Raw genomic sequence first — 23,028 nt, 5'->3', positions numbered from 1 at the left:
GCGCGGGGTCCCGCTTCCGGCCGGCTACTGCTCCGCCGTGGCCAGGGTCTTCGCCATGTCGACGAACCCGCTTCGCTGCGAGGTGAGCTGACCGCCGCGAATGATCTGGAAGGTGACGTCGGCGTTGACCAGGCGCGGGAAGTCGGCGGCCGCGGTCTCCGCGTCGAAGCGCCAGCTGAGGGTCGGCGTGACCCCGCCCGTGTTCACCTTGAGGCCGTTGTCGAGTTCGCGCCGCAGGGTGAGCGGCGAGACCTCGCCCGCGCCGAGGGCCTCGATGGCCTTCTTCAGCACGGTGTAGGCGATCCAGGTGGTCTGCACCCCGGCGTCGCCGGGATCGATCCGGTTGTCGCCGAAGGCCTGCTCCTTGATCACCGCGCGCATCGGGTTCCAGCGCGAGTCGTCGGCGGTGGGGTACCAGCCGGTGACGTACGACCCCTCGTAGGGGCCCGACTTGCCGCCGGTGGCGTCGATCAGCGACTGGTCGATGTTGCCGATGACCGTACCGGTGTGCACCTTCCGGTAGTTCTCGGCGTCGCGCCGGAAGGAGTCCATGAAGGTGTTCGTGCGGTCACCGAGCGCGGGGACCACGCAGCCCTGCCGGTTCGGGTCGGAGGTCGCGTGCTCGAGCGCGAGCTGGGTCGGCCGGGAGTACTCGGTGGCGTCCTCGGCCGCCCGCTGGTCCGCGGCCCGCGGGTGGTCCAGCGCCTTCAGGCCGGCGTCGAGCAGCACCGGCAGCTCGTCACCGGCGATGGTGTCGGGGCGTATGAGGGATACGGGGCCGCAGCTCTTGCCGAGCTGCTCGCCCAGGCCCGCCAGGAGGACGCCCTGTCCGCCGTTGACGGGGTAGGAGATGGGGCTGGTGAACTCGTCGTCGGTGACGCCGAAGCCGCCGATGTAGGGGATGCCCGCGCTCTCCAGCGGGGCGAGGAACGCGCGGCTGTGCTGGCTGTAGGAGCCCACGACCGCGACGACCTCCTCCTCGGCGGCCCGCTCGGCGCAGTGCGCGGCGGCGACCGAGTCGTTGTGGTCGTTGCAGGTGAGGACCTCCAGACGGCGCCCGTTGATGCCGCCGTGGGCGTTGACCCAGCGGGCGTAGGCCTTCGCCAGCGCCGGCATTCCGGGCTTGTTCGTCGCGTTGGTCTTCTCGGGGGCCCAGGTCATCACCTTGACGGGGCCATCCCCGGAGCCCCCCGTGGCACCAGGGATGACCCCGCATCCGACGGCGACCGACGCGCACGCGACCAGCGCGCTCGCGTACAGCAGCTTGGCCTTGCGGGGCCGGGGCGGGGTGGGGGAGGTGGTGCGAGTACGTCGCCTACCGGTCATGCACATGCACGATTCCCCCACACCGAGAACCGTTGTGTGACCCGCGGTCGACGCCAGGTGACGCAGAGGTGAATTACAGGGGTCGATGAACTGTTTTTCACAGGGAACGTACGATCGGTGACCGTGCAAGACTCGGAGAACTCTTCCCGCCGTGGCCGTCGCTCATCCACCATGGGCGGCATGCCACTGAACGACATGCCGTGGTGGCGCTGGCGCAGCAATGTGCGCTCCGCGCTGCACATGCTTTCCGACCCCGCCTTCCAGAGAGACGTCTGGCTCGCCGGCGTCGACGGATACGGCGACGTCACCGACGCCGTGTACCGCCTGGTCGAGGACACCTGGCTGGACAACTGGTCGGCCGAGAAATACGTCGGCACGATCTTCCGGGACTCCCAGGAGGCGGCCCTCGTGGACAGTGCCGTCCTGCGGGTCCTGCGGATCATGCACCAGGTCGGGCCCGACGCGCCGGTCTCCGCCTATCTCGACCACCAGGCCTGGCCGGACGCCCTCCAGGCCGCGCGTGCCGCGCACGTACGCCTGGCGTCGAGCGACGGAGAGGACCCGGACGCGCCTCCACGCACCCTCGAGGTCCTGCGGATCCTGACGCGGTCCGCCTGAGCCCTCGGGCCGGTGGCCCGGCGGCCGTGCCGTGCCCTGGGCGAAGTCCGGGTGGCGGAACGGCACTCCTGTGCGGGCGCTCGGTGTGAAACGCTGTTCGGCATGAATGAGCCGTCCGTCCGCGAGACCGTGCCCGCCGCCGAGCAGTACGTCCTGACGCTGTCCTGCCCCGACAAGCAGGGCATCGTGCACGCCGTGTCGAGCTACTTGTTCATGACCGGCTGCAACATCGAGGACAGCCAGCAGTTCGGCGACCACGACACGGGTCTGTTCTTCATGCGCGTCCACTTCTCCGCCGAATCCCCGGTGACTGTGGAGAAACTGCGTGCGAGTTTCACAGCGATCGGCGACGCCTTCCACATGGAGTGGCAGATCCACCGGGCCGAGGACCGGATGCGGGTCGTCCTCATGGTCAGCAAGTTCGGTCACTGCCTGAACGACCTGCTCTTCCGCGCGCGGATCGGCGCGCTGCCCGTCGACATCGCCGCGGTGGTCTCCAACCACACCGACTTCGCGGAGCTGGTGGGGTCGTACGACGTTCCCTTCCACCACATCGCGGTGACGAAGGACACGAAGGCCGAGGCCGAGGCGCAGCTGCTGGAGCTGGTGCGCGAGAAGGGCGTCGAGCTGGTCGTCCTCGCCCGCTACATGCAGGTCCTCTCGGACGACCTGTGCAAGCAGCTCAGCGGCCGCATCATCAACATCCATCACTCGTTCCTGCCGAGCTTCAAGGGCGCCAAGCCGTACCACCAGGCGCACGCCCGCGGGGTCAAGCTCATCGGCGCGACGGCGCACTACGTCACCGCCGACCTCGACGAGGGTCCGATCATCGAGCAGGAGGTCGAGCGGGTCGGCCACGACGTCACCCCCGACCAGCTGGTCGCCATCGGCCGTGACGTGGAGTGCCAGGCGCTCGCCCGCGCCGTGAAGTGGCACGCGGAGCGCCGCATCCTGCTCAACGGGCGCCGGACGGTCGTTTTCGCCTGACCGCCTGACCGCCTGACCGCCTGACCGCCTGACCGCCTGACCGCCTGACGGCCCGACCGCCCGGCGGTCGGGTCACATGCGGCTCAGTGACGCCGCCGCGGACAGTACGTCCCTGATGACGTCGCGGTCGCCGTCCTGTCCGGCGGCCGCCTCCTCCGGCGACACGTGCCCCGCGGCCAGGCGGCAGAACTCCACCCCGTCCAGCGCGACATGGGCCACCTCGTGATCGGCGGAGCCGACGGCACCGGGCGAGTCGAGCGGGATGAGCCACTCGCCGCCCCCGGAGCCCTCGATCTCCAGGCGCAGACTGCGCCCCGGAGCACCCGCCGCGACGAGATGCCGGACCGACCGGGCCGACAGCCCGGCCCGGCGCCGCTCGGCGAGCGAGACGGGCAGCATCCGCGCGGCCAGGTCGATCATCCGGTGCAGATGCCGGGGAGCGGGCGGTTCGTACGGGTAGTCCACCGCGTCGGCGATGTCCCCCGCGTGCACCCAGCACTCGAAGGCCCGGTCCAGCATCGAGTCGCTGAGCGGCAGCTCGAAACCGCCGTACGGCACGGTGAGCCGCCCGGAGGCCTCCCCGCCGGCGACCCCGCCCGCGGCCGGGGCGCCCTCCTCCACGAACGACACGGTCCGCACGATGCTGTGGCTCTGCTCCCGCCAGGGTCCGCGCACGGACCGGGTGGGCGGGACGCGCGAGGAGCGCCAGTACGCCTCGGTGCGCTCCTGCGGTGACGGCCGCTTCGCGTCGGACCCGCCGAGCGGGTCGTCCAGACCCAGCGCGACGGCGACCAGCCCGTCGACGCTCAGCAGATGGGCGATGACCCCGGCGACGGTCGTGCGCCGGCTCACGGGCCCGTCGCCCTCGAACCAGCGCAGCCGCACGGGCGCGTGCCACTCGGAGCCGCCGATGTCCTGGAGCAGGGCGTCGAGACGGGCGGTCTCCGCGTCGTACGGAGCGGCCCACTCGGGTACCGGGATGCGCGGCGGGCGCCGGTCCAGGCAGCTCGTCAGGACACGGGTGCGCAGCGTCGGGTCCAGGTCGAGGCTCTCCGGCGGGTGCAGCAGCCCGACCGCCTCGCGCAGCCGCAGCGCCTCGTCCGCGCACGAGCCGCAGTCCCCGAGGTGGTCCTCGACGGCGCTCGTCTCGTCCGCCGAGCAGGCGGCCAGCGCCCACGCGCCCAGCAGCGACTTCAGGACCCGGTGTTCGAGGACCAGCGACGCAGGGCCGGGGGCGGCGGCCGGTCCGGGCAGCGGCAGCCCGGTGTCCTCCACGGAGGCGCGTGGCGGCGGGATGCGCGGCGGCCCGCCCGGCCGCCGTCCGGCGCCGTCGGCGTCCTCGTGCCCGTCCTCGCGCATACCGCTGTGTCCGTCCTCGTTCTCGTCCGTGTTCCCGTGCACGTCCTCGTGCCCGTCCGCGCGCCCCTCCTCGTCGTCGAACGATGAGAACCGGCCAGGTTCCCCGCTCACACCGCACCCCCGGGTTCCGGCGGTGCGGCGGCGGGCCCGGCGTCGTGGGCGGTGGACAGCAACTGGAGGCCGAGGCGCAGCCGGCGGCGGGCCTCGTCCTCGGTGACGCCGAGATCGGCGGCCGCCTGGCGGTAGTCGCGGCGCTGGAAATACGCCAGTTCCAGAGCGGTCCGCAGCGGGGTGGGCATGGACGTGACGATGTAGTCCGCGCGGGCGGCGACGGACGCGCTGCGCACCTTGCGCTCCAGCTCCTCGGCGGTGCCGTCGCCGCTCCGGGCGAGCGCGGCGGTCTCGGTGGCGCGCAGGCGCTGCACGGCCAGCCGGTGGGTCAGGGTGGCGACCCAGGAACGCAGCGGGCCCTGTTTGGGGTCGTAGGCGTCGGGGTTCTCCCAGACATGGGTGAAGACCTCGCGGGTGATCCCGTCGGCGGCCCGCTCGTCCCCGAGCACGCGATGGGCGAGACCGTGCACGAGCGAGGCGAACCGGTCGTAGAGCTCGCCGAGCGCGGCGGCCTCCCCGCGCGAGAGCCGCTGTTGCATCCTGCGGTCCCAGCGGGGCGGTGCGTCCTGCGTCGCCATACGGCCCCCTCACCCCTGGTCGTGCCCGGCGCCCGTCCCTGCGTCCGGCCGGTGCGCCGGCCGTGTCCCCTGTCGCTGTCCTGCCCTGCGGTTGCTGTCGTGCGGTTGCCGCCGTCCAGCCTGTGCGCACCCGCTGTCTTGAATGTAGTCGGCACGTCCGACAGCGCACGCCCCTTTGCGTCAATGTGCGCCCCTCGGCGGGCCGTGGATGGTAGAAGCGCGCCCGTTCCGCCTGCGTACCTGATCGCAACTGGCCATATGCGACCGAAAGAGAACCATCGCGAAGCATTTTCGACCGTAGACAGGCGTTTCTTCCTGGCGGGATCCGTGTTTCATGGAACTACGGCGGGGCAGCCGCGCTGGAAGGAAGCGTACGGAGTGCTTCCGTTTCTGCTGGGCGAGGCGAGCGAGAGGCGTGGCGGTGACGCTCAAGGTGACGCACGTGACCGACGTGCCCGACGTGACCGACGGCGAGAGCGGCGCGGACGGTACGGGGAGAGGGAGTACGGGCGGTTCGGACGTTCCGCGCCGCCACGAGGGCGAGTGGGCCGTGCTGCGGGTGTCGGGCGAGCTCGACCTCGTGACGTCGCCGGCGCTGCGCCAGAACGTCCACGACGTGGTGGCGGCGGGCCGGCACAGTGTCGTCCTGGACCTGTCCGAGGTCGTGTTCTGCGACTCCAGCGGCGTCGGCGTCCTGATCGCCGCCCGCCGTCTCATGCGCTCCTGCCGGGGGCGTCTGCGGCTGATCCTGCCCGCGCAGGGCGCGGTCGACGGCTCCCACGTGAACCGCGTCCTCGGGGCCCTCGGCGTGCGCCGGCTCTTCGACGTGTACCCCGACGTCGACGCGGCCACGGACGAGGAGTCCCGCCCGCTGTCGGCCTGACGGCCCGGTCACGGCCCCGCCCGCCTCCCTCTCCCCATCCCTTCCCCGCCTTGGCCCCTCGCCCTCGCCCCTCGCCCCTCGCCCGGAGCGACGGCACCTGATCACCGCGCGGCACACCAGCACGCTGTTGTCCCGGAATTCTTGCGGTCTTGGTACAACCGTCGCCTTCCGGCGCCCCGGACGCTTCGGGCGTCGTACGCTCCGTCCCAGATGAACCGCAGTCCGGCCGAGGCCGGCTGAGAAGTGAGGCGGTCCGACACACCATGGTCAGTTCCGAGTACGAGCACAGGATCGCCGCCCGGTTCGCCGGCTTCGACCAGGACGGCAACGGCTACATCGACCGGGAGGACTTCAACGCCGCGACCAAGGCCGTCCTCGCCGAGTTCGGCACGCCGGCCCGGTCGGACAAGGGCCAGGCCCTCTACATCGGGGCCGAGGCGTTCTGGCAGGGCATGGCGGGGATAGCGGACCGGGACGGCGACCAGCGGATCACGCGCGAGGAGTTCGTGAGCGGCGCCGTGAAGCGGCTGCGCGACAACCCCGAACGGTTCGCCGAGATCGCCCGGCCCTTCCTGCACGCGGCCCTCGCCGTGGCGGACACCGACGGGGACGGCGCGGCCACGGTCGAGGAGACCACGCGCGTCCTCAGGGCCCTGGGAGTGGGCGACGGCGTCGCCGCCGCCGTGGCCGCCGGCCTGGACGCGGACACCGACGGACGGATCGGCGAGACGGAGATCGTGAGCGGCTTCGCCCGCTACTTCACCGTCCCCGAGTAGCCCGAGTAGCCCGAGTAGCCCGAGCGGGCCGTCGGACGGCGGCCCATCTCGGAAGCCGGGCGGGGCCTCACCCCGAGAAACGCTCCCTGAGCCGGTACTTGAGCACCTTCCGCAGCGTCTCGTTGCGCGGAAGGGCGTCCACGACCTCCAGCTGCTCCGGCAGCTTGTGCACGGACAGCCCTTCCCCGCGCAGGTACGACGTCACCGCGGCCAGCGTCAGCCCCGGGGCGCCCGGCGGCTGTTCCACCACCGCGCACACGCGTTCCCCGCGCTCGGCGTCGGGCAGTCCGATCACGGCGGCGTCGCCGACCGCCGGGTGCCGGTGCAGCAGGTCCTCGATCTCCTTCGCGGAGATGTTCTCGCCCTTGCGGATGATGATGTCCTTCACCCGGCCGGTCAGGACGAGGTGACCGCTCCCGGTCAGATGCCCCACGTCCCCGGTGATCAGGAACCCGTCCGCGTCGAACGCCTCCGCGGTCTGTTCCGGGTCCAGATATCCCCGGCAGACGGCCTCCCCCCTGAGCCGCACGTCACCGTCGACACCGCACGGCCGGGCGGCGCCCGCCGCGTCCACGATCCGTATCTCCATGCCCTCGGGGGGCCTGCCCTCCGTGGTGGCCAGGTTCTCGGCCGTGTCGTCCGGCGCGCCCATCGTGATCATCGGGACCTCGGTCATCCCGTACCCGTGGGTGAGCTGTACGCCCATCTCCCGGACGACGGAGTGGTAGACCTCGGGCGGCTTCGGGGCCCCGCCGCCGGCGAGCAGCCGCAGCGTGGGAATGACCGGCTCCCCGGGCCGCTTGCGCTGTTCGGCGAGGAACATCGAGTAGAACGCGGTCGACCCGCCCGCCACCGTCACACCGTGCCTGCGGTACTCCTCCAAGGCGGCGGGCAGCGCGAAGTGCTCGAACATCACGGCCGGGAAGCCGTACAGCAGCAGCATCACCGTGTAGTCGGGCCCGGCGATGTGCGCGTACGGGAAGGCCATCGAGCCGACGTCGCTCCCGGACAGCCGCAGCGCGTGGGCGAGGCAGGAGCCGCCCGCGATCAGCGAACGGTCGGTGTGCAGCACGCCCTTGGGGTCGGAGGTGGTGCCCGAGGTCCAGTAGATCCAGCGGACGGAGGTGCCGTCCGAGGGCGGGCCGGGCAGGACGGCGGGATCGCCGTCGGGCAGCTCGTCGTACGCCTCGAAGACGTTCTTCGCGTCCAGCCGGTGTGCCATCGCGGTGTGGTCGAAGCCGCGCCACTCGCCCGGTACGGCGACGTACTCGGCCTTCGACTCCCGCAGCGCGAAGCCCACCTCGCGGTCGCGGTAGAAGGGGATGACCGGCGACTGCACGGCGCCGATACGGGCCAGCGCGAAGGACAGCAGGGCGGTCTCGATCCGGGTGGGGAGCTGCCAGGCGACCACCGTGCCCGGCCGTACGCCCTTGTCGTGGAGGCCCGCCGCCACCCGCTCGGCGCGGTCGCGCAGCTCGCCGAAGCTCAGGGAACGGTCGCCCTGGAGCAGGACGGGCCGGTCGGGGGTGAGGTCGGCGCGACGCTCGACCAGTTCCCACAGCGTGCGCGCGGAACTCAGGGCGTGTGCGATGTCGTTCACTGCGACCCCCTGTGGTCGGTCACTTCGGCGAACAGAGCCGATGGCTGGAACTGACGGCCAGAGCCGATGGCCAGAGCCGATGGTCAGAGCCGACGGCTGGAGCTGACGGTCAGTCAGATGGTGCGCAGAGCGTAGGGCCCGGCGCCTTGTCGGTCCATAGGCGCGGGGCTAGCCTGCTTGTGGAGTTGAATCTGACGGGTCATCAGAAACATACGCCAGGCGGAGGGGACCATGACCGAACTGCCCCGCATCATCAGCGTCGACGACCATGTGATCGAGCCCGCGCACCTCTTCGAGACCTGGCTGCCGCGGAAGTACCGCGACCGGGGGCCGAAGCCGCTGACCGCCGGAATCGGTGAACTCGCCTACGTCGGGGGCAAGTACCAGATCACCATGGACCCGGACGGCCCGCCGACCGACTGGTGGATCTACGAGGACCTCAAGTTCCCGTACAAGCGCAACATCGCCGCCGTCGGCTTCGACCGCGACGAGATGACGCTGGAGGGCATCACCCGCGCGGAGATGCGGCGCGGCTGCTGGGACCCCGCCGAGCGGCTCAAGGACATGGACCTCAACCACGTCGAGGCCAGCCTCTGCTTCCCCACCTTCCCGCGCTTCTGCGGCCAGACCTTCGCCGAGGCGCACGACAAGGAGGTCGCCCTGGCCTGTGTGCGGGCGTACAACGACTGGATGGTCGAGGAGTGGTGCGGCGACAGCGGCGGCCGGCTGATCCCACTGTGCCTGATCCCCCTGTGGGACATCGACCTCGCCGTCGCCGAGATCCGCCGCAACGCGGCCCGGGGCGTGAAGGCCGTCACCTTCTCCGAGATCCCCACCTATCTGGGACTGCCCTCCATCCACTCCGGTTACTGGGACCCGTTCTTCGCGGTCTGCCAGGAGACCGGGACGGTCGTGAACATGCACATCGGCTCGTCCTCCCAGATGCCGGCCGCGTCCCCCGACGCGCCCCCCGCCGTCCAGGCCTCGCTGTCCTTCAACAACGCGATGGCCTCCATGATGGACTTCCTGTTCAGCGGCGTCCTGGTGAAGTTCCCGCGCCTCAAACTGGCCTACTCCGAAGGCCAGATGGGCTGGATCCCGTACGCCCTGGAACGCGCGGACGACGTCTGGTCGGAGCACCGCGCGTGGGGCGGGGTCAGGGACCTGATCCCGGAGCCCCCGTCCACGTACTACTACCGCCAGATCTTTTGCTGCTTCTTCCGCGACAAGCACGGAGTGGCGTCCCTGGACGTGGTGGGCCGCGACAACGCCACCTTCGAGACCGACTACCCGCACGTCGACTCGACCTTCCCGCACACCAAGGAGGTCGCCCTCGACCACGTGAAGGGCCTCGACGACGAGACGGTCCACAAGCTGATGCGCGGCAACGCCATCCGCATGCTGGAGCTGGACCTGTAGTGGACCTCGCGTACACCCCCGAGGAGGAGGAGTTCCGCGCGCGGCTGCGGACGTGGCTCGCCGGGGTCCTGCCGGAGCTGCCGCCGAAACCGTCCCCGCGCGACTGGCCCGCGCGACGGGCGTACGACCTGGGCTGGCAGCGGATGCTGTACGACGCCGGGTACGCGGGGCTGCACTGGCCCGTCGACGCCGGCGGCCGGGGTGCCACCCCGACGCAGCACCTCATCTACCTGGAGGAGACGGAGAAGGCGGGCGCCCCCTATGTGGGGGCCAACTTCGTCGGGCTGCTGCACGCGGGGCCGACCATCGCCTCCGAGGGGAGCGCCGGGCAGCGGGCGCGCTGGCTGCCGCCCGTGCTGCGCGGCGAGGAGGTCTGGTGCCAGGGCTTCAGCGAACCGGACGCCGGCTCGGACCTCGCGGCGCTGCGCACGCGCGCGTGGCGCGACGGCGACGACTACGTGGTGAGCGGGTCCAAGATCTGGACCTCGCACGCCGAGGTCGCCGACTGGTGCGAGCTGCTGGTGCGGACGGACCCCGACGCCCGCAGGCACCAGGGCATCACCTGGCTCGCCATGCCCATGGACGCGCCCGGGATCACCGTCCGGCCGCTGCGCACGCTCGCGGGCTCCACCGAGTTCGCGGAGGTCTTCCTCGACGAGGTGCGGGTCCCGGTCGCCAACCGGGTGGGCGCAGAGAACGACGGCTGGCGCGTGACCATGGTGACGCTCTCCTACGAGCGGGGCACCGCCTTCGTGGGCGAGGTGGTCGCCTGCCGACGCGTCCTGTCCGAGGTCGCGCGCGAGGCGCGGAAGAACGGCCGCTGGGACGACGCCGTACTGCGCCGCCGTCTCGGCAGGCTGAACGCCGAGTTCCGCGCGCTGTGGCGGCTCACCCAGTGGAACGTCAGCGAGGCGCAGAGCACCGGGGGCGTGCCCGGTGCCGGCGGCTCGGTCTTCAAGCTGAGGTACTCGCACGCCCGCCAGGAGCTGTACGACGCCGCCGCGGAGGTTCTCGGTCCCGAAGCCCTGGATCTGGGCCGGGAATGGACCCTGGACCGGCTTTCGTCGCTGTCGTACACCATCGCGGCCGGCACGTCGCAGATCCAGCGGAACATCGTGGCCGAGCGGATCCTCGGCCTTCCCAAGGGGAGGTGAGTTCGAGAGATGGACTTCCGGCTCACCGACGACCAACGGGCCTTGAAGCAGGGCGTACGCGACCTGTTCGAGGGCCGGTTCGGACGGGAGGCGTTGCGCGCGGCCGTGGACCGGGCGGACGGGAGGCGCGGGGCGGACGCCCCGGAGAGGGCGGACGGGAAGGCAGCGGCAGGCGGGCGAGAGGGGGCGCCCGGGAGGCGCCGGGAGGGCGCCCGGGTGCTCGACCGGGAGCTGTGGCGCGAGCTGGGCGCGGCGGGGTTCTTCGCGCTGCGCCTGCCCGAGGCCGAGGGCGGCGTCGGGCAGGGCCTCCCGGAGGCGGTGCTGGCCTTCGAGGAGGCGGGGCGGGTCCTGCTGCCGGGCCCGCTGATCGCCACGCACCTCGCCGCTGGCGTCGTGGCCGGGGCCGCCGCCGGGGAGGTGGTCGTGACGTCCGCCGACGGAGCACTCGTGGAGTGGCTGGAGGAGGCCGACGTCGTCCGGGGCGAGGTCACCGGAGCCGAGCCGCTGGTCCCGGTGGACCCGCTGACCCCCCTGCACCGGCTGCCCGTGCCCGACGGCCGGACGCCCGGCGGGGGCGCGTTCCGGGCGGCCCGGACGCCTGACGGGCTCCTCGTGTCGCTGTTCACCGCCGCCGAACAGCTCGGCAGTGCCGCCCGAACCTGCGAGAGCGCCGTGCAACACGCCCGGACGCGCGAACAGTTCGGGCGGCCGATCGGTGCCTTCCAGGCGGTGCAGCATCTGTGCGCGGGCATGCTCGCGCGGGTCGAGGTGGCCCGCGCGGCCGTCTACGCGGCCTCCGTCACCGCCGACCCGGTGGACATCGCGGCGGCCCGCCTGCTCGCCGACGAGGCCGCCGTGCGCGGTGCCCGCGACTGCCTCCAGGTGCACGGCGGCATGGGCTTCACCTGGGAGTCCGACGTCCATCTGCACCTGAAGAGAGCGTGGACGCGGACCCACCGCGCCGGTGGAGCCACGCGGAGTGAGGAGGAGTCGGCGGACGACCTGGTGGCCGGGACGGCCTGAAGGGCCGCCGCGCCGGGGCGTCGCGGGAGGAACGGGGGCGGATGTCGCGGATCGTGGCAGAACGGGATCACGGAGCGTTGAGACCGGGTTGTGTCCTAGGCGTGACTTGTCACGGCCTGGAGTCGGCGCCGGGCTCCGGTACCTTGTGTGGGATGCGAGTGGTTCTGAGGCTGAGCCATCCCGGTGTTGCCCCCGAGGCCGCGCCGGACCCGGCGATGCGCGCCGTTCGCAAGGCGGGACGGACCCCCGTACCTGCCTGTTCGACTCCCCATGGCGCGCGTCGCACAGTATGCCGCACGCGTACTCCTTCGCGCTGGAATATGCCCGAAGCGCTTGTTGGGGTGACTGTACGTCAACCATGCTGTCTCGCAAGGGAATCACGTTCCGTGATCCTTGTTCTGGCCATGCAGAAAATGGCTACGATCGTGGCCCTTGTGAGGCGCGAGGCGATGTGTCCGCCGGTTCGGATGGTGTGAGCGGTGCAGGTGCTTCAAGTGCAGCTGGAGATCCGGCCCGACCCCGCAGAGGTGGGGCGAGCCCGGCGGTGGGCTCGTTCGAGGCTCGCGGGGTCCGGGATAGACGCCGATGAACCACTCGCCGAGACGCTGATCCTGCTCGTCTCCGAGCTCGTCACCAACGCGGTCGTGCACACCGGGTGTCCGGCCGTGCTGCGCCTGTGTCTGCCGGGCGGTGCCGGGGACGCCACCGTGCGCCTCGAAGTGGCCGACTCCAGCGCCCGGCCGCCGATGCCCCGGCACGCGGACGGTGACGAGACCAACGGCCGCGGCCTGGAACTGGTCGACGGCCTCGCGGACCGCTGGGGCTGGAATCCCGAGGGCGCCGGCAAGCGCATCTGGTGCGAGCTGGACCGCTGCGCCTCGGGCGCCGCGCAGGAGTCCCCGTACGGGGCTTACGGCGGCTTCGCGTACGAGGCGGTCTAGGGCCTGTCCGGTCGGCCCGGCCGGTCCGCTCCTCGTGGGTGCCGCGCCGTGCCGTGATGTGGCACGCGGTGCGCTGCCGTGCCGTGCGGGGCGGCCGAGGGCGTTCTGGCGATCCCTCCTCTTCGCGCATGTCTCGCGTTTTGTGCATGTATGCACGAAACCGCTGTACACGGTCGCGGTTGTGGCCGAATGCGCCGGGTCGTGCTTCTGTACGCGTGGTCTCAAATAGGGTGGAGTACCGCAAATCCCCGATCGGGTGTTGACGTGGCGTGTCCGTTTGATCACGCTTGTGTTCAGCGATTCGCCGCGAGGGGACGACGAGGGTTCCGGTGACGGGGGCCCTCGGCGAGTGTGGGTCGTGATTCGGCGTCGGCTTCCCCATGGTCGGGGGAGGCAGGGCGGGAACGTCGGAGGCGGATGGCGGCGCGCGATGCCGTGCCCGGGGAGAGGTGGGGACCTTCCGGCCGGGCGCAGTCGAGAGTGGGGGAGGCGCGCCGCCGGCCGGCCCTTGGGTGAACGGGCTCTGGACCGGCCCTCGGACGGAGAAGCCCTGGGCCGGTCCTCTTGCCGGGCGGAACCCCTGGAGTCGGCCCCCGGGGCGGACGGATCGTCAGAGGACGGCCACCGGTGCCACCGGGGTGCCGGTGCCGCCGACGAAGGGTTCCGGCATCGCGGACAGCAGGAAGGCGTAACGGCTTTCTTGTCCACAGGCTGTGGACAACTCTTCGAGATTCCAGTTCTGGCCCTGCATCATCCCCATTTCGACCAGATCGAGCGCGTGCACGGGCAGCCACAGGTCCTCGATCTCGGGCGGGAAGATCTCGAAGGTCAGGGTGTCGTTGGCGACCGCCGCGACATCGCGCGCGTGGAACCACTCGGGGGTGCGCACCGACAGGCCCGGCGACGGATACCCGTACCCGTGCTTGTCGCCCGCCAGATACACCTGGATCTGTCCGGTCCGTACGAGCACGATGTCGCCCGCTCTCACCCGCGTGCCCGCCAACTCCTCCGCCGCTTCCAGGTCTTCGGGGGTGACGGCGTGCCCGCCGGCCAGCCGGTGTTCGCCGCGCGCCCGTGCCACGTCGAGCAGGACGCCCCGCGAGACGATGTGCCGCGGCTTGTCGATCCCGCCGAACCCGGCGCCGCCGTGCGGGGTGACGGTGGAGGCGGGGCGTCCGTTGTAGAGCCTGCCGGAGTGCGAGACGTGGGGCAGCGCGTCCCAGTGGGTGGCCGCCTGGAGGCCCATGGTCACGGCGTCGTCGCTGCACGCCACCGTGCCGGGGCCGAAGATCTCCTGGTTGATCTGCACCATCGCGTGCAGCGGATTGACCCGCCCCGGGATCATCCCGGTCTGCACACCGTCCTGCTGGAGCGGCAGGGCGAGCGGCACGCGGCGCCCGGTCCGTACCGTCGCGGCGGCCTCCCGCACCACCTCGTCCGTGATGAGGTTCAGCGTCCCGATCTCGTCGTCGGCCCCCCAGCGCCCCCAGTTGTTGACTCGCTTGGCGATCTCGTGGAACTCCGGACGGAGCGCCGACTGCGACATGAGTCCTCCCCGGGGTCTTGTCTCCAGGTATCCGACGGGTCGTAGAATCCGAGTTGAATCTAACGGACCGTCAGAAACTGCGGGAAGGGGCCGGGCATGGGGAACTTCCTTGCGGGCAAGGTCGTCGCCGTCACGGGCGCGGGCCGGGGGATAGGACGGGCGGTCGCCCTCGCCGCGGCCGCCGAGGGAGCGCGCGTCGTCGTGAACGACTACGGCGTGTCCGTCGAGGGCGGCGAGCCCACGAGTTCGGTCGCCGACACCGTCGTCAAGGAGATCGAGGCGGCCGGCGGGGAAGCGGTCGCGGTGGCCGACGACATCTCGACGATGGCGGGCGGGCAGCGGGTCGTCGACACCGCGCTCGCCTCGTACGGGCGGATCGACGGAGTGGTGTGCGTGGCCGGCATCCTGCGCGAGCGGATGCTCTTCAACATGTCCGAGCAGGAGTGGGATCCGGTGGTCGCCACCCACCTCAAGGGCACGTTCACGCTCTTCCGGGCCGCCTCGGCGGTGATGCGCAAGCAGGGCTCGGGCACGCTGATCGGCTTCACCAGCGGCAACCACCAGGGGTCGGTGGCCCAGGCCAACTACAGCGCGGCGAAGGGCGGGATCATCTCGCTGGTGCGCAGCGCGGCCCTCGGACTGCACAAGTACGGGGTCACCGCGAACGCCGTCGCGCCCGTCGCCCGTACCCGCATGTCGGCCAACGTGCCCATGGAGCTGAAGGAGATCGGCGAACCGGAGGACGTGGCCGCGCTCGTGGTCTACCTGCTGTCGGACCGCGCCCGTGCGGAACGCATCACCGGGCAGGTCTACACGATCGCCGGACCCAAGATCGCCGTATGGGCCCAGCCGCGCGAACTGCGCGCCGGATACGCCGAGGGCGGCTGGACCCCGGAGAGGATCGCCGACTTCCTGCCCGGGACCGTCGGCGTCGATCCGATGCCGCTGCTGGAACAACTCGAGGCGATGGCAAGGGCGGCCGCGGACAAGGCGCGCCCCAACGCGTGACCGTTCCCGGTCCGGGTGCCCCGGGTCCGGTGGGGAGGAGAGCGCGTGGATTTCGCATTCGGTCCCGAGGACGAGGCCTTCCGGCGCGAGGCGCGGGCCTGGCTGGAGGAGCGTCTGACCGGCACCCCCGGGCGCCGCGACTGGGAGCGGGAACTCGGGAAGGGCGGCTGGATCGGACTCGGCTGGCAGGAGGACGGGTACGGCAACCGGCGTGCGGACCTGACCCGGCAGGTCGTGTGGGCCGAGGAGTACGCCCGCTCCGGGGCGCCGGCCCGCTCCGGGCACATAGGGGAGAACCTGCTGGCGCCCACGCTCATCGCGCACGGGACACCGGAGCAGAAGCGCCGCTTCTTGCCGCCGATCGCCGATGGCCGGGAGCTGTGGTGCCAGGGGTACAGCGAACCCGGCGCGGGCTCCGACCTGGCGGGCGTCCGGACGACCGCCGAACGGGCGACGGACACGGGGGCGTACCGGATCACGGGACAGAAGATCTGGACCTCGCTCGCCCACGAGGCCGACTGGTGCTTCGTGCTCGCCCGCACGGAGCCGGGGTCCACCCGCCACCACGGCCTGTCCTTCCTTCTCGTCCCCATGGACCAGCCCGGTCGCGTCGAGGTCCGTCCGATCCGCCAGCTGACCGGCACCAGCGAGTTCAACGAGGTGTTCTTCGACGGGGCGGTGGCCCGGTCCGGGCACGTGGTCGGCGGCGAGGGGAACGGCTGGCGGGTCGCCATGAGCCTGCTCGGTTTCGAGCGAGGGGTCTCCACGCTGGCCCAGCAGATCGGATTCGCCGAGGAGCTGGGACGCGTGCTGCGGACGGCCGTCGCGACGGGAGCGGCCGGGGATCCCGTCGTACGCGACCGGCTCGTGCGCCTGTGGGCCGAGCTGCGCACGATGCGATGGAACGCCCTGCGCACCCTGGGCGGTTCCGAGGGCCCGGGAAGCCCCGGGAGGGCCGGCGGTTCCGGGGTCGAGGGGGCGCCGAGTGTGGCGAAGCTGCTGTGGGGCGGCTGGCACCGGCGGCTCGGTGAACTGGCGGTCCAGGTGCGGGGGGCCGCCGCGGCGGTGGGTCCGGCGGACCGGTCGGCCGCGCTGCCCTACGAACTGGACGCCGCCCAGCACCTGTTCCTCTTCAGCCGGGCCGACACGATCTACGGCGGCTCGGACGAGATCCAGCGCACGATCATCGCCGAGCGCGCGCTCGGCCTGCCGAGGGAACCCCGGGGCCGGCCATGAGCGGTCAGGACGGCTGGGCAGGACGGCCGGGTACGGCCCGGTGCGGACCGGTGCGGCCCGGCGCGGGCCGGTGCGGACCGGGAGCAGCCCGGGAACAGCCCGGGAACAGCCCACGAACAGCCCGGGTTGGCCCGGGAAGAGGGGAGCCGGTGCGATGCGAGGCGTGATCTTCGACGGTAAGAGGACCCAGGTCGTGGACGACCTGGAGATACGCGATCCAGGGCCCGGAGAGGTCCAGGTGGCGATCGTCGCGGCGGGACTCTGCCACAGCGATCTCTCCGTGGTGGACGGGACCATCCCCTTCCCCGTTCCCGTGGTCCTCGGTCATGAGGGGGCGGGCGTGGTGGAGGCGGTGGGTGCGGGGGTCACCCATGTCGGGCCCGGCGACCACGTGGCGCTGTCCACCCTCGCCAACTGCGGGACCTGCGCGGAGTGCGACCGGGGGCGGCCCACGATGTGCCGCAAGGCGATCGGCATGCCGCAGCGGCCGTTCACGCGCTCGGGCGAGCCGATCCACCAGTTCGCCGCCAACTCGGCCTTCGCGGAGCGCACGGTGGTGAAGGCGGTGCAGGCGGTCCGGATCCCGAAGGACATTCCGCTGACCTCGGCCGCCCTGATCGGCTGCGGGGTCCTGACGGGCGTCGGAGCGGTCCTGAACCGGGCCCGGGTCGACCGCGGCGACACCGTCCTGGTCATCGGCACCGGCGGCATCGGTCTCAACGTCCTCCAGGGCGCCCGGCTCGCGGGCGCCCTGCGGATCGTCGCCGTCGACTCCAACCCGGCCAAGGAGGACGTGGCCCGCCGGTTCGGCGCGACGCACTTCCTCACCTCGGTGGACGGGGTGAGGGACATCCTGCCCACCGGAGCCCAGCACGCCTTCGAATGCGTCGGCCGCGTCGAACTCATCCGCCAGGCCGTCGACGCGCTCGACCGGCACGGCCAGGCGATCCTGCTCGGCGTCCCCCCGGCGACGGCGGAGGCCTCCTTCCTCGTCTCCTCGATGTACCTCGACAAGTCCATCCTGGGCTGCCGCTACGGCTCGTCCCGCCCCCAGCGGGACATCGCCCTGTACGCCGAGCTGTACCGCGAGGGCCGGCTGCTGCTCGACGAGCTGGTGACGGCGACGTACCCGGTCGAGGACTTCGGGAGGGCGGCCGAGGACGCGCACGCGGGGAAGGTGGCGAGGGCGGTGCTGACGTTCTAGGGCGTGTCCGCAAAGTCGCGTCGTCCGCCCGGAGGGCAGGCGCGACTTTGCGGACACGCCCTAGGGCCGCGGCGGGCAGGACCTCGCACGGGAGGGGGCGGACGGGGCCCGGGGCCGTCGTCCGGAGGTCATCGCTCGGCTCCGGTGCCGGACCTGAAGGTGCGCCGGTAGGTGGTGGGGGTGACGCCGAGGGTCGCCTGGAGGTGCTGGCGCATCGACTGGGCCGTGCCGAAGCCGGCGTCACGGGCCACGTGGTCGATGGACAGGTCGCTGGACTCCAGGAGATGGCGGGCGTGCTCCACGCGCTGCTGGGTGAGCCACTGGCCGGGGCTGACCCCGACCTCCTCGCGGAAGCGCCGGGTGAAGGTGCGCACCGACATGGACTCCTGCTCGGCCATGTCGCGCAGCTGGATCGGCTCGTGGAGGCGGCCGAGCGCCCAGGCGCGGGCGGCGGTCGTGGTGGCCGACCCGGCCTCCGGGACCGGGCGCCGGATGTACTGGGCCTGGCCGCCGTCGCGGTGCGGCGGTACGACGGTCCGGCGGGCCACCTCGTTGGCGACGGCGGCACCGTGGTCGCGGCGTACGAGATGCAGGCACAGGTCGATCCCGGCCGCGACCCCGGCCGAGGTGAGGACGTCTCCGTCGTCGACGAAGAGCACGTCCGCGTCGACGTCGATCCGCGGGAAGAGCTGCTGGAAGTGCTCGGCGTGCATCCAGTGCGTGGTGGCGGGGCGGCCGTCGAGATACCCGGCGGCGGCGAGGACGTAGCTGCCGGTGCAGATGGAGACGAGCCGGGTGCCGGGGCGGATGTGCGCGAGGGCGGCCGTCAGCTCCGGGGTCAGGATGCCCTCCCGCTGCACGGGACCGAGCTCGTACGAGGCCGGGACGACGACGGTGTCGGCGCCGGCCAGCGCCTCGGGTCCGTTGCCGACGAGGACCGAGAAGTCCGCGTCCGTCTCCACGGGGCCCGGCGGCCGGACCGAGCAGGTGACGACCTCGTACAGCGGGCGCCCGCCGGCGTCCCGCGCCTTGCCGAAGATGCGCTGCGGAATGCCCAGCTCGAAGGGGAGCAGCCCGTCGAGGGCGAGGACGACGACGCGGTGCGGGGGCGGCGTACCGGGAGTGGCCATGGCCCGATCCTAATGAATGCTGTCTCTCGGGCCAGTGGTTCACCGTTGTCCGTTCCCCGAAGCTCTATGGCGTGACCCAGACAACCGAAGCCGCGCAGGTCCCGGAGGACTCCCGGCCCGTCCGTCCCGCCCCCTCTCACCGCATCCACCGCGCGTGGTTCGTCGTCGCCGTCACCTTCGTGACGATCATCGGCGCGGCGGCCTTCCGGTCGCTTCCCGGACTGCTGATCGACCCGCTGCACCAGGAGTTCCACTGGTCGCGCGGCACGATCGGCGCGGCGGTCTCGATCAACCTCGCGCTCTACGGACTCACGGCACCGTTCGCGGCGGCGCTCATGGACCGCTTCGGCATCCGGCGCGTGGTGGCGGTCGCCCTCACCGTGATCGCGGTCGGCTCCGGGCTGACGGTGTGGATGACGGCCGCCTGGCAACTGCTCCTGTGCTGGGGCCTGCTGGTGGGCCTGGGGTCCGGTTCGATGGCACTCGCCTTCGCGGCCACGGTCACCAACCGCTGGTTCACCGAACGCAAGGGCCTGGTGACGGGCATCCTGACGGCGGCCTCGGCCTCGGGACAGCTCATCTTCCTGCCGCTGCTGGCCTGGATCGTCACGGAGGAGCGCGACTGGCGTCCGGCCGCGGTGACCGTGTCCCTCGCCGCCCTCGCGGTCGTGCCCTTCGTCTGGCTGCTGCTGCGCGACCACCCGGCCGACGTGGGCCAGAAGCCGTACGGGGCCAAGGAGTTCGTGCCGAAGCCCGATCCGGTGCGGGGTGCCGCCCGGCGCGCGGTGACCGTCCTTTTCTCCGCCGTCCGCACGGGCCCCTTCTGGCTGCTGGCCGGGACGTTCGCCATCTGCGGCGCCTCGACGAACGGCCTGGTCCAGACCCACTTCGTGCCCGCCGCCCACGACCACGGCATGCCCGTCACCGCGGCCGCCTCGCTCCTCGCGGTCATCGGCGTCTTCGACGTGGTCGGCACGATCGCCTCGGGCTGGTTCACCGACCGCTTCGAGCCGCGCCGCCTGCTGGCGGTGTACTACGCCCTGCGCGGCGTCTCGCTGCTGTTCCTCCCCATGCTCCTGGCCCCCACCGTGCACCCGCCGATGATCTTCTTCATCGTCTTCTACGGCCTCGACTGGGTGGCCACCGTCCCGCCCACCCTGGCGCTGTGCCGTGAGCAGTACGGCGAGGACAGCGCCATCGTCTTCGGCTGGGTCCTCGCCTCCCACCAGGTCGGCGCCGCCCTCGTCGCCTTCCTCGGCGGCTTCGCCCGCGACCGGTTCGGCTCGTACGACGTGGTCTGGTACGCCTCGGGCGCGCTGTGCGCCGCGGCCGCGCTGATGGCTCTGGTGATCCGCCGCCGCCGTCCGGCGGTCCCGGCCCCGGCCCCGGCGGTGTCACCGGCCCCCGCGTGACGGGCGGTCCGTCCTTGCGTGACGGGCGGTCCGCCCCCGCGTCAGGTGAGGAAGCGGCCCTTGTGGAAGAGCAGCGGCGGCACCTCCGCGCCCTCGTCGCCGTCGCCGTCGCCGCTCGTGCCGAGGGCGTCCACGCGGCCCACCACGATCAGATGGTCCCCGCCCGTGTGCACCGCGTGGATCGTGCAGTCGATCCAGGCCGCGGCGCCCGCGAGGCGGGGGGAGCCGGACACCGGAGCGGCGTCGTGGACCACCCCGGCGAACTTGTCCCCGCCGCTCACCGCGAAGCCGCGGCACAAGTCGCCCTGGTGCGCGCCGAGCACGTTGACGCAGAACACGCCGGCACGGGCGATGCGCGGCCAGGTCGTGGACGCACGGCCGACCATGAAGCAGATCAGCGGAGGGTCCAGGGAGAGCGAGGCGAACGACTGGCAGGCGAACCCGGCCGGACCCGCCGGGTCGTCGGGGCCCGCGGCCGGTGCCGTCACGACGGTCACGCCGGTCGCGAAGTGGCCCAGCACGTACCGGAACCGGACCGGATCGACCGGCGCCCGCTCGTCCTCGCCGACCGCGCGCAGATCCGGGCGCGGCAACGCCTCGACGGGCCCCGCGGCGGTGGGGGCCCCGGCCGACCTGAGGTAGCGGACGGCGGCGGCGGCCATCCCTGCGTGTCCCATCACGCCTTCCATTGAAGCTGACGGCACGTCAGATAGGAAGGGGTGGGCGAGGCCCGGAGGGCGGGAGCGCGACAGGTCAGGGGCGAAGGCCCCGCGAGGCCGGCCGGAGCGGCCCGCGGGAACCCCTCGGGGAGCCGGGTGTTTCGCCCGCGTATCTTTCGCCTCATGGGGTGGGGAGACTCGGGGAAGCGCGCGCGCTCCCGGTTGGCGTGGGCGGGCGGCGAGGTGAACCTCGCCGCGGCGATCTGCGCGGCGCAGTTCGCGGTCGCCCTCACCCTCCGGTGGGTCGGTACGTTCGACGACGACGACCACGGCGTGGGACTGGGCGGTGGACTCGCCGGCCTCGGGTTCCTGTGCATGCTGGTCCTCGGTCCGCCGCTGCTCGCCGTCCTCGGACTGCTGCACGCGGTGATGTACACGATGCCGGCGGCCACGCTCGCCCGGTCGGCGACCCGGCGCGCACCCGGTCCCGAGGGCGCCTGGCACCTGGCTTTTGTGCTGGCGCTCGGCACGCTCTGGGCCGCTCTCGCGGTGGCACTCGGCGGCCTCGCGCCCACCGGCGCCACGGCCCTGCTGATCGCCGTGTCCGGTGTCCCGTCGGCGCTGGGTGTCGCTTTCGCGCGGCGGCGCGAACGCGTCACCGGACGCCCGCCGGGCGCCGACCGCGTCTGGCGCCGCTCGGCGCTCGTGACCCTCGGGGCGTGCGCGCTGGTCGCGGCGGCGGGCACCGTGGGGCTGGCCACGGGACTCATCCAGGAGTACGAGCCCCCGCAGCTCGGCGCCGACCGGCTCACCGGCGTCTGGCGCGGCGATCACGGGGCCGAGCTGCGGCTGCGCGCCGACGGGCGGGCCGAGCTCTCGGCCGTGCCCGCCCAGCCCGAGTTCGGGGACGTGGCCACCAAGGAGTTCACGCGCTGCGACGGCGCCGGCACCTGGTTCCTCGACACCGCCGGCCGCTACGACCCGTACGCCGACGGACCCGTCACCGACCGGCGGGACGGCGTGGTCGTGCGCGTCGGCGACTGCGGCCACGACACGTACTGGACCATCGGCGGCACCGAGGCCCACCCGGAACTCTTCGTCCTCTTCGGCGATCCCGACGCGGGGGATCTGCGCATACTGCGGCGGGGGTGAAGGGGGCCCGCGTCCGGATTCGGCCGGTGGGAGGGGCGGGGCCGCGCCGGGTGCGGTTCGTCAGCGGCCCTCGAAGCGGGGGGTCCGGCGTTCCACGAAGCTCCTCACCCCTTCGCCGGCGTCCGCCGTCGTCATGTTGATCTCCTGCGCCGCCGCCTCCGCCGCGAAGGCGCCGGCGCGGTCGGTGTCGAGGGAGGCGTTGACGAGCTGCTTGGTGAGGGCGAGGGCGCGGGTGGGCCCGGTGGCGAGCCGCTCGGACCACGCGCGGGCCGTCTTCTCCAGCTCCTCGGCCGGTACGACCCTGTTGACGAGCCCGATCCGCTCGGCGTCCGAAGCGCTCAGCGCGTCGCCGAAGAACATCAGCTCCTTGGCCCGCCGGGGGCCGACGAGGCGGGGCAGCAGATAGGCTCCGCCACCGTCCGGTACGAGACCGCGGCGCACGAACACCTCGATGAACCGCGCCGGTTCGGCCGCGAGGACGAGGTCGCACGCGAAGGCGAGATGCGCGCCGATCCCGGCCGCCGTGCCGTTGACCGCCGCGATCACCGGCTTCTCGCAGTCGAGGACGGCGGAGATCAGACGCTGCGCGCCCAGCCGGATGGTGCGGGCGACATCACCCGGCACCCGTTCCCCGGCGGGCGGACCGCCCCGCAGATCCGCTCCGGCGCAGAACCCGCGGCCGGTGGCGGTGATCACCACGGCCCGCACGCCGGGGTCGGCGGACGCCGCCGCGAGCAGATCGATCACGCGCTCGCGCTGGTCCCAGGTGAGCGCGTTCATCGCCTCGGGCCGGTCGAGGGTGATCCAGGAGACCGCGTTGTCAGTGGCGTGACGTATCAATGAGTCGAGGGGCTTTTCGGTAGGTACGGGGGGTTCAGGGGGTTCAGGGGGTCCAGGGGATTCAGT

The 23,028-nt window shown here is 72.3% G+C and carries 21 protein-coding genes; 13 read left to right on the top strand and 8 right to left on the bottom strand.

All coding sequences use genetic code 11. The features are described 5' to 3' along the window. Positions 1-24: 24 nt before the first annotated feature. Positions 25-1,326: an ABC transporter substrate-binding protein gene (locus ACFYW9_RS09780; RefSeq protein ID WP_389147062.1), complete on the bottom strand. Its 1,302-nt coding sequence runs from the start codon at positions 1,324-1,326 to the stop codon at positions 25-27. Positions 1,327-1,443: 117 nt separating this feature from the next. On the opposite strand from ACFYW9_RS09780, the gene ACFYW9_RS09775 reads away from it, so the two are divergent. Next, complete coding sequence (locus tag ACFYW9_RS09775) at positions 1,444-1,944, top strand: hypothetical protein (protein ID WP_351859976.1); 501 nt, start codon at positions 1,444-1,446, stop codon at positions 1,942-1,944. Positions 1,945-2,046: 102 nt separating this feature from the next. Beyond that, positions 2,047-2,931 (top strand): formyltetrahydrofolate deformylase, encoded by an 885-nt coding sequence (gene purU, locus ACFYW9_RS09770; protein WP_328451310.1) that lies wholly within the window; start codon positions 2,047-2,049, stop codon positions 2,929-2,931. A gap of 72 nt (positions 2,932-3,003) precedes the next feature. On the opposite strand, the gene ACFYW9_RS09765 is transcribed toward purU, so the two are convergent. Then, the gene (locus ACFYW9_RS09765; RefSeq protein ID WP_389147600.1) at positions 3,004-4,290 is read right to left on the bottom strand and encodes an MDMPI N domain containing protein; all 1,287 of its coding nucleotides are present in this window, start codon (positions 4,288-4,290) and stop codon (positions 3,004-3,006) included. 107 nt (positions 4,291-4,397) lie between these two features. Further along, complete coding sequence (locus ACFYW9_RS09760) at positions 4,398-4,979, bottom strand: sigma-70 family RNA polymerase sigma factor (RefSeq protein ID WP_351859974.1); 582 nt, start codon at positions 4,977-4,979, stop codon at positions 4,398-4,400. A gap of 550 nt (positions 4,980-5,529) precedes the next feature. Between ACFYW9_RS09760 and ACFYW9_RS09755 the strand changes: the two genes are divergently transcribed. Then, on the top strand, positions 5,530-5,862 hold the full coding sequence (locus ACFYW9_RS09755) for an STAS domain-containing protein (protein WP_326790909.1): 333 nt from the start codon (positions 5,530-5,532) through the stop codon (positions 5,860-5,862). Between the two features lie 263 nt (positions 5,863-6,125). Beyond that, positions 6,126-6,638, top strand: coding sequence for an EF-hand domain-containing protein (locus tag ACFYW9_RS09750; protein WP_389147057.1), 513 nt, complete (start codon positions 6,126-6,128; stop codon positions 6,636-6,638). A 67-nt stretch (positions 6,639-6,705) separates the two neighbouring features. Here ACFYW9_RS09750 and ACFYW9_RS09745 read toward each other — a convergent pair whose 3' ends face one another. Next, positions 6,706-8,238, bottom strand: a complete 1,533-nt coding sequence (locus tag ACFYW9_RS09745; RefSeq protein ID WP_389147054.1) for a class I adenylate-forming enzyme family protein — start codon at positions 8,236-8,238, stop codon at positions 6,706-6,708. A 231-nt stretch (positions 8,239-8,469) separates the two neighbouring features. Here ACFYW9_RS09745 and ACFYW9_RS09740 point away from each other — a divergent pair, with 231 nt between their 5' ends. The 4 genes from ACFYW9_RS09740 (at position 8,470) to ACFYW9_RS09725 (ending at position 12,775) form a co-directional block, all read left to right on the top strand. Next, the gene (locus ACFYW9_RS09740; RefSeq protein ID WP_389147051.1) at positions 8,470-9,657 is read left to right on the top strand and encodes an amidohydrolase family protein; all 1,188 of its coding nucleotides are present in this window, start codon (positions 8,470-8,472) and stop codon (positions 9,655-9,657) included. Continuing rightward, positions 9,657-10,811 (top strand): acyl-CoA dehydrogenase, encoded by a 1,155-nt coding sequence (locus ACFYW9_RS09735; protein ID WP_389147048.1) that lies wholly within the window; start codon positions 9,657-9,659, stop codon positions 10,809-10,811. Before ACFYW9_RS09740 ends, ACFYW9_RS09735 begins: the two co-directional genes overlap by 1 nt. Positions 10,812-10,820: 9 nt before the next feature. Then, positions 10,821-11,834 carry an acyl-CoA dehydrogenase family protein gene (locus ACFYW9_RS09730; RefSeq protein WP_389147044.1) on the top strand — a complete coding sequence of 338 codons (1,014 nt, stop codon included), beginning with the start codon at positions 10,821-10,823 and terminating at the stop codon, positions 11,832-11,834. Positions 11,835-12,313: 479 nt separating this feature from the next. Beyond that, positions 12,314-12,775 (top strand): ATP-binding protein, encoded by a 462-nt coding sequence (locus tag ACFYW9_RS09725; protein WP_351859961.1) that lies wholly within the window; start codon positions 12,314-12,316, stop codon positions 12,773-12,775. A gap of 610 nt (positions 12,776-13,385) precedes the next feature. Here the strand turns inward: ACFYW9_RS09725 and ACFYW9_RS09720 are convergent. Continuing rightward, complete coding sequence (locus ACFYW9_RS09720; RefSeq protein ID WP_389147040.1) at positions 13,386-14,321, bottom strand: cyclase family protein; 936 nt, start codon at positions 14,319-14,321, stop codon at positions 13,386-13,388. Positions 14,322-14,417: 96 nt separating this feature from the next. On the opposite strand from ACFYW9_RS09720, the gene ACFYW9_RS09715 reads away from it, so the two are divergent. From ACFYW9_RS09715 to ACFYW9_RS09705, 3 genes are all read left to right on the top strand, one after another. Then, a complete protein-coding gene (locus ACFYW9_RS09715) occupies positions 14,418-15,329 on the top strand; it encodes an SDR family oxidoreductase (protein WP_351859957.1) in 912 nt (303 codons plus the stop codon). Positions 15,330-15,374: 45 nt separating this feature from the next. After that, a complete protein-coding gene (locus ACFYW9_RS09710; RefSeq protein ID WP_389147036.1) occupies positions 15,375-16,565 on the top strand; it encodes an acyl-CoA dehydrogenase family protein in 1,191 nt (396 codons plus the stop codon). 154 nt (positions 16,566-16,719) lie between these two features. After that, positions 16,720-17,769, top strand: coding sequence for a Zn-dependent alcohol dehydrogenase (locus ACFYW9_RS09705; protein ID WP_389147033.1), 1,050 nt, complete (start codon positions 16,720-16,722; stop codon positions 17,767-17,769). A 128-nt stretch (positions 17,770-17,897) separates the two neighbouring features. Here the strand turns inward: ACFYW9_RS09705 and ACFYW9_RS09700 are convergent, their stop codons facing one another. After that, the gene (locus ACFYW9_RS09700) at positions 17,898-18,899 is read right to left on the bottom strand and encodes a GlxA family transcriptional regulator (RefSeq protein WP_389147030.1); all 1,002 of its coding nucleotides are present in this window, start codon (positions 18,897-18,899) and stop codon (positions 17,898-17,900) included. Between the two features lie 71 nt (positions 18,900-18,970). Here ACFYW9_RS09700 and ACFYW9_RS09695 point away from each other — a divergent pair, with 71 nt between their 5' ends. Next, a complete protein-coding gene (locus tag ACFYW9_RS09695; RefSeq protein WP_389147027.1) occupies positions 18,971-20,311 on the top strand; it encodes an MFS transporter in 1,341 nt (446 codons plus the stop codon). A gap of 41 nt (positions 20,312-20,352) precedes the next feature. On the opposite strand, the gene ACFYW9_RS09690 is transcribed toward ACFYW9_RS09695, so the two are convergent. After that, entirely contained in the window at positions 20,353-20,988 is a 636-nt protein-coding gene (locus ACFYW9_RS09690; protein ID WP_389147024.1) for a flavin reductase family protein, read from the bottom strand. 165 nt (positions 20,989-21,153) lie between these two features. Between ACFYW9_RS09690 and ACFYW9_RS09685 the strand changes: the two genes are divergently transcribed. After that, on the top strand, positions 21,154-22,122 hold the full coding sequence (locus ACFYW9_RS09685) for a hypothetical protein (protein WP_389147020.1): 969 nt from the start codon (positions 21,154-21,156) through the stop codon (positions 22,120-22,122). A gap of 60 nt (positions 22,123-22,182) precedes the next feature. Here the strand turns inward: ACFYW9_RS09685 and ACFYW9_RS09680 are convergent, their stop codons facing one another. After that, positions 22,183-22,962, bottom strand: a complete 780-nt coding sequence (locus ACFYW9_RS09680) for an enoyl-CoA hydratase/isomerase family protein (protein ID WP_389147017.1) — start codon at positions 22,960-22,962, stop codon at positions 22,183-22,185. Positions 22,963-23,028: the final 66 nt, after the last annotated feature.

It is taken from the genome of Streptomyces sp. NPDC002698 (genome assembly GCF_042888945.1).
GTDB lineage: Bacteria > Actinomycetota > Actinomycetes > Streptomycetales > Streptomycetaceae > Streptomyces.
The sequence above is the reverse complement of the archived record's forward strand: the minus strand, read 5'-3'. Positions and strand labels throughout refer to the sequence as shown.

What these genes read in the sequence shown, in the direction of transcription:
- ACFYW9_RS09780 (WP_389147062.1), bottom strand. Translation starts at nt 1,326, where the DNA reads ATGACCGGTAGGCGACGTACTCGCACCACCTCCCCCACCCCGCCCCGG.
- purU (WP_328451310.1), top strand. Translation starts at nt 2,047, where the DNA reads ATGAATGAGCCGTCCGTCCGCGAGACCGTGCCCGCCGCCGAGCAGTAC.
- ACFYW9_RS09765 (WP_389147600.1), bottom strand. Translation starts at nt 4,290, where the DNA reads ATGCGCGAGGACGGGCACGAGGACGCCGACGGCGCCGGACGGCGGCCG.
- ACFYW9_RS09760 (WP_351859974.1), bottom strand. Translation starts at nt 4,979, where the DNA reads ATGGCGACGCAGGACGCACCGCCCCGCTGGGACCGCAGGATGCAACAG.
- ACFYW9_RS09750 (WP_389147057.1), top strand. Translation starts at nt 6,126, where the DNA reads ATGGTCAGTTCCGAGTACGAGCACAGGATCGCCGCCCGGTTCGCCGGC.
- ACFYW9_RS09740 (WP_389147051.1), top strand. Translation starts at nt 8,470, where the DNA reads ATGACCGAACTGCCCCGCATCATCAGCGTCGACGACCATGTGATCGAG.
- ACFYW9_RS09730 (WP_389147044.1), top strand. Translation starts at nt 10,821, where the DNA reads ATGGACTTCCGGCTCACCGACGACCAACGGGCCTTGAAGCAGGGCGTA.
- ACFYW9_RS09720 (WP_389147040.1), bottom strand. Translation starts at nt 14,321, where the DNA reads ATGTCGCAGTCGGCGCTCCGTCCGGAGTTCCACGAGATCGCCAAGCGA.
- ACFYW9_RS09715 (WP_351859957.1), top strand. Translation starts at nt 14,418, where the DNA reads ATGGGGAACTTCCTTGCGGGCAAGGTCGTCGCCGTCACGGGCGCGGGC.
- ACFYW9_RS09705 (WP_389147033.1), top strand. Translation starts at nt 16,720, where the DNA reads ATGCGAGGCGTGATCTTCGACGGTAAGAGGACCCAGGTCGTGGACGAC.
- ACFYW9_RS09700 (WP_389147030.1), bottom strand. Translation starts at nt 18,899, where the DNA reads ATGGCCACTCCCGGTACGCCGCCCCCGCACCGCGTCGTCGTCCTCGCC.
- ACFYW9_RS09690 (WP_389147024.1), bottom strand. Translation starts at nt 20,988, where the DNA reads ATGGGACACGCAGGGATGGCCGCCGCCGCCGTCCGCTACCTCAGGTCG.
- ACFYW9_RS09685 (WP_389147020.1), top strand. Translation starts at nt 21,154, where the DNA reads ATGGGGTGGGGAGACTCGGGGAAGCGCGCGCGCTCCCGGTTGGCGTGG.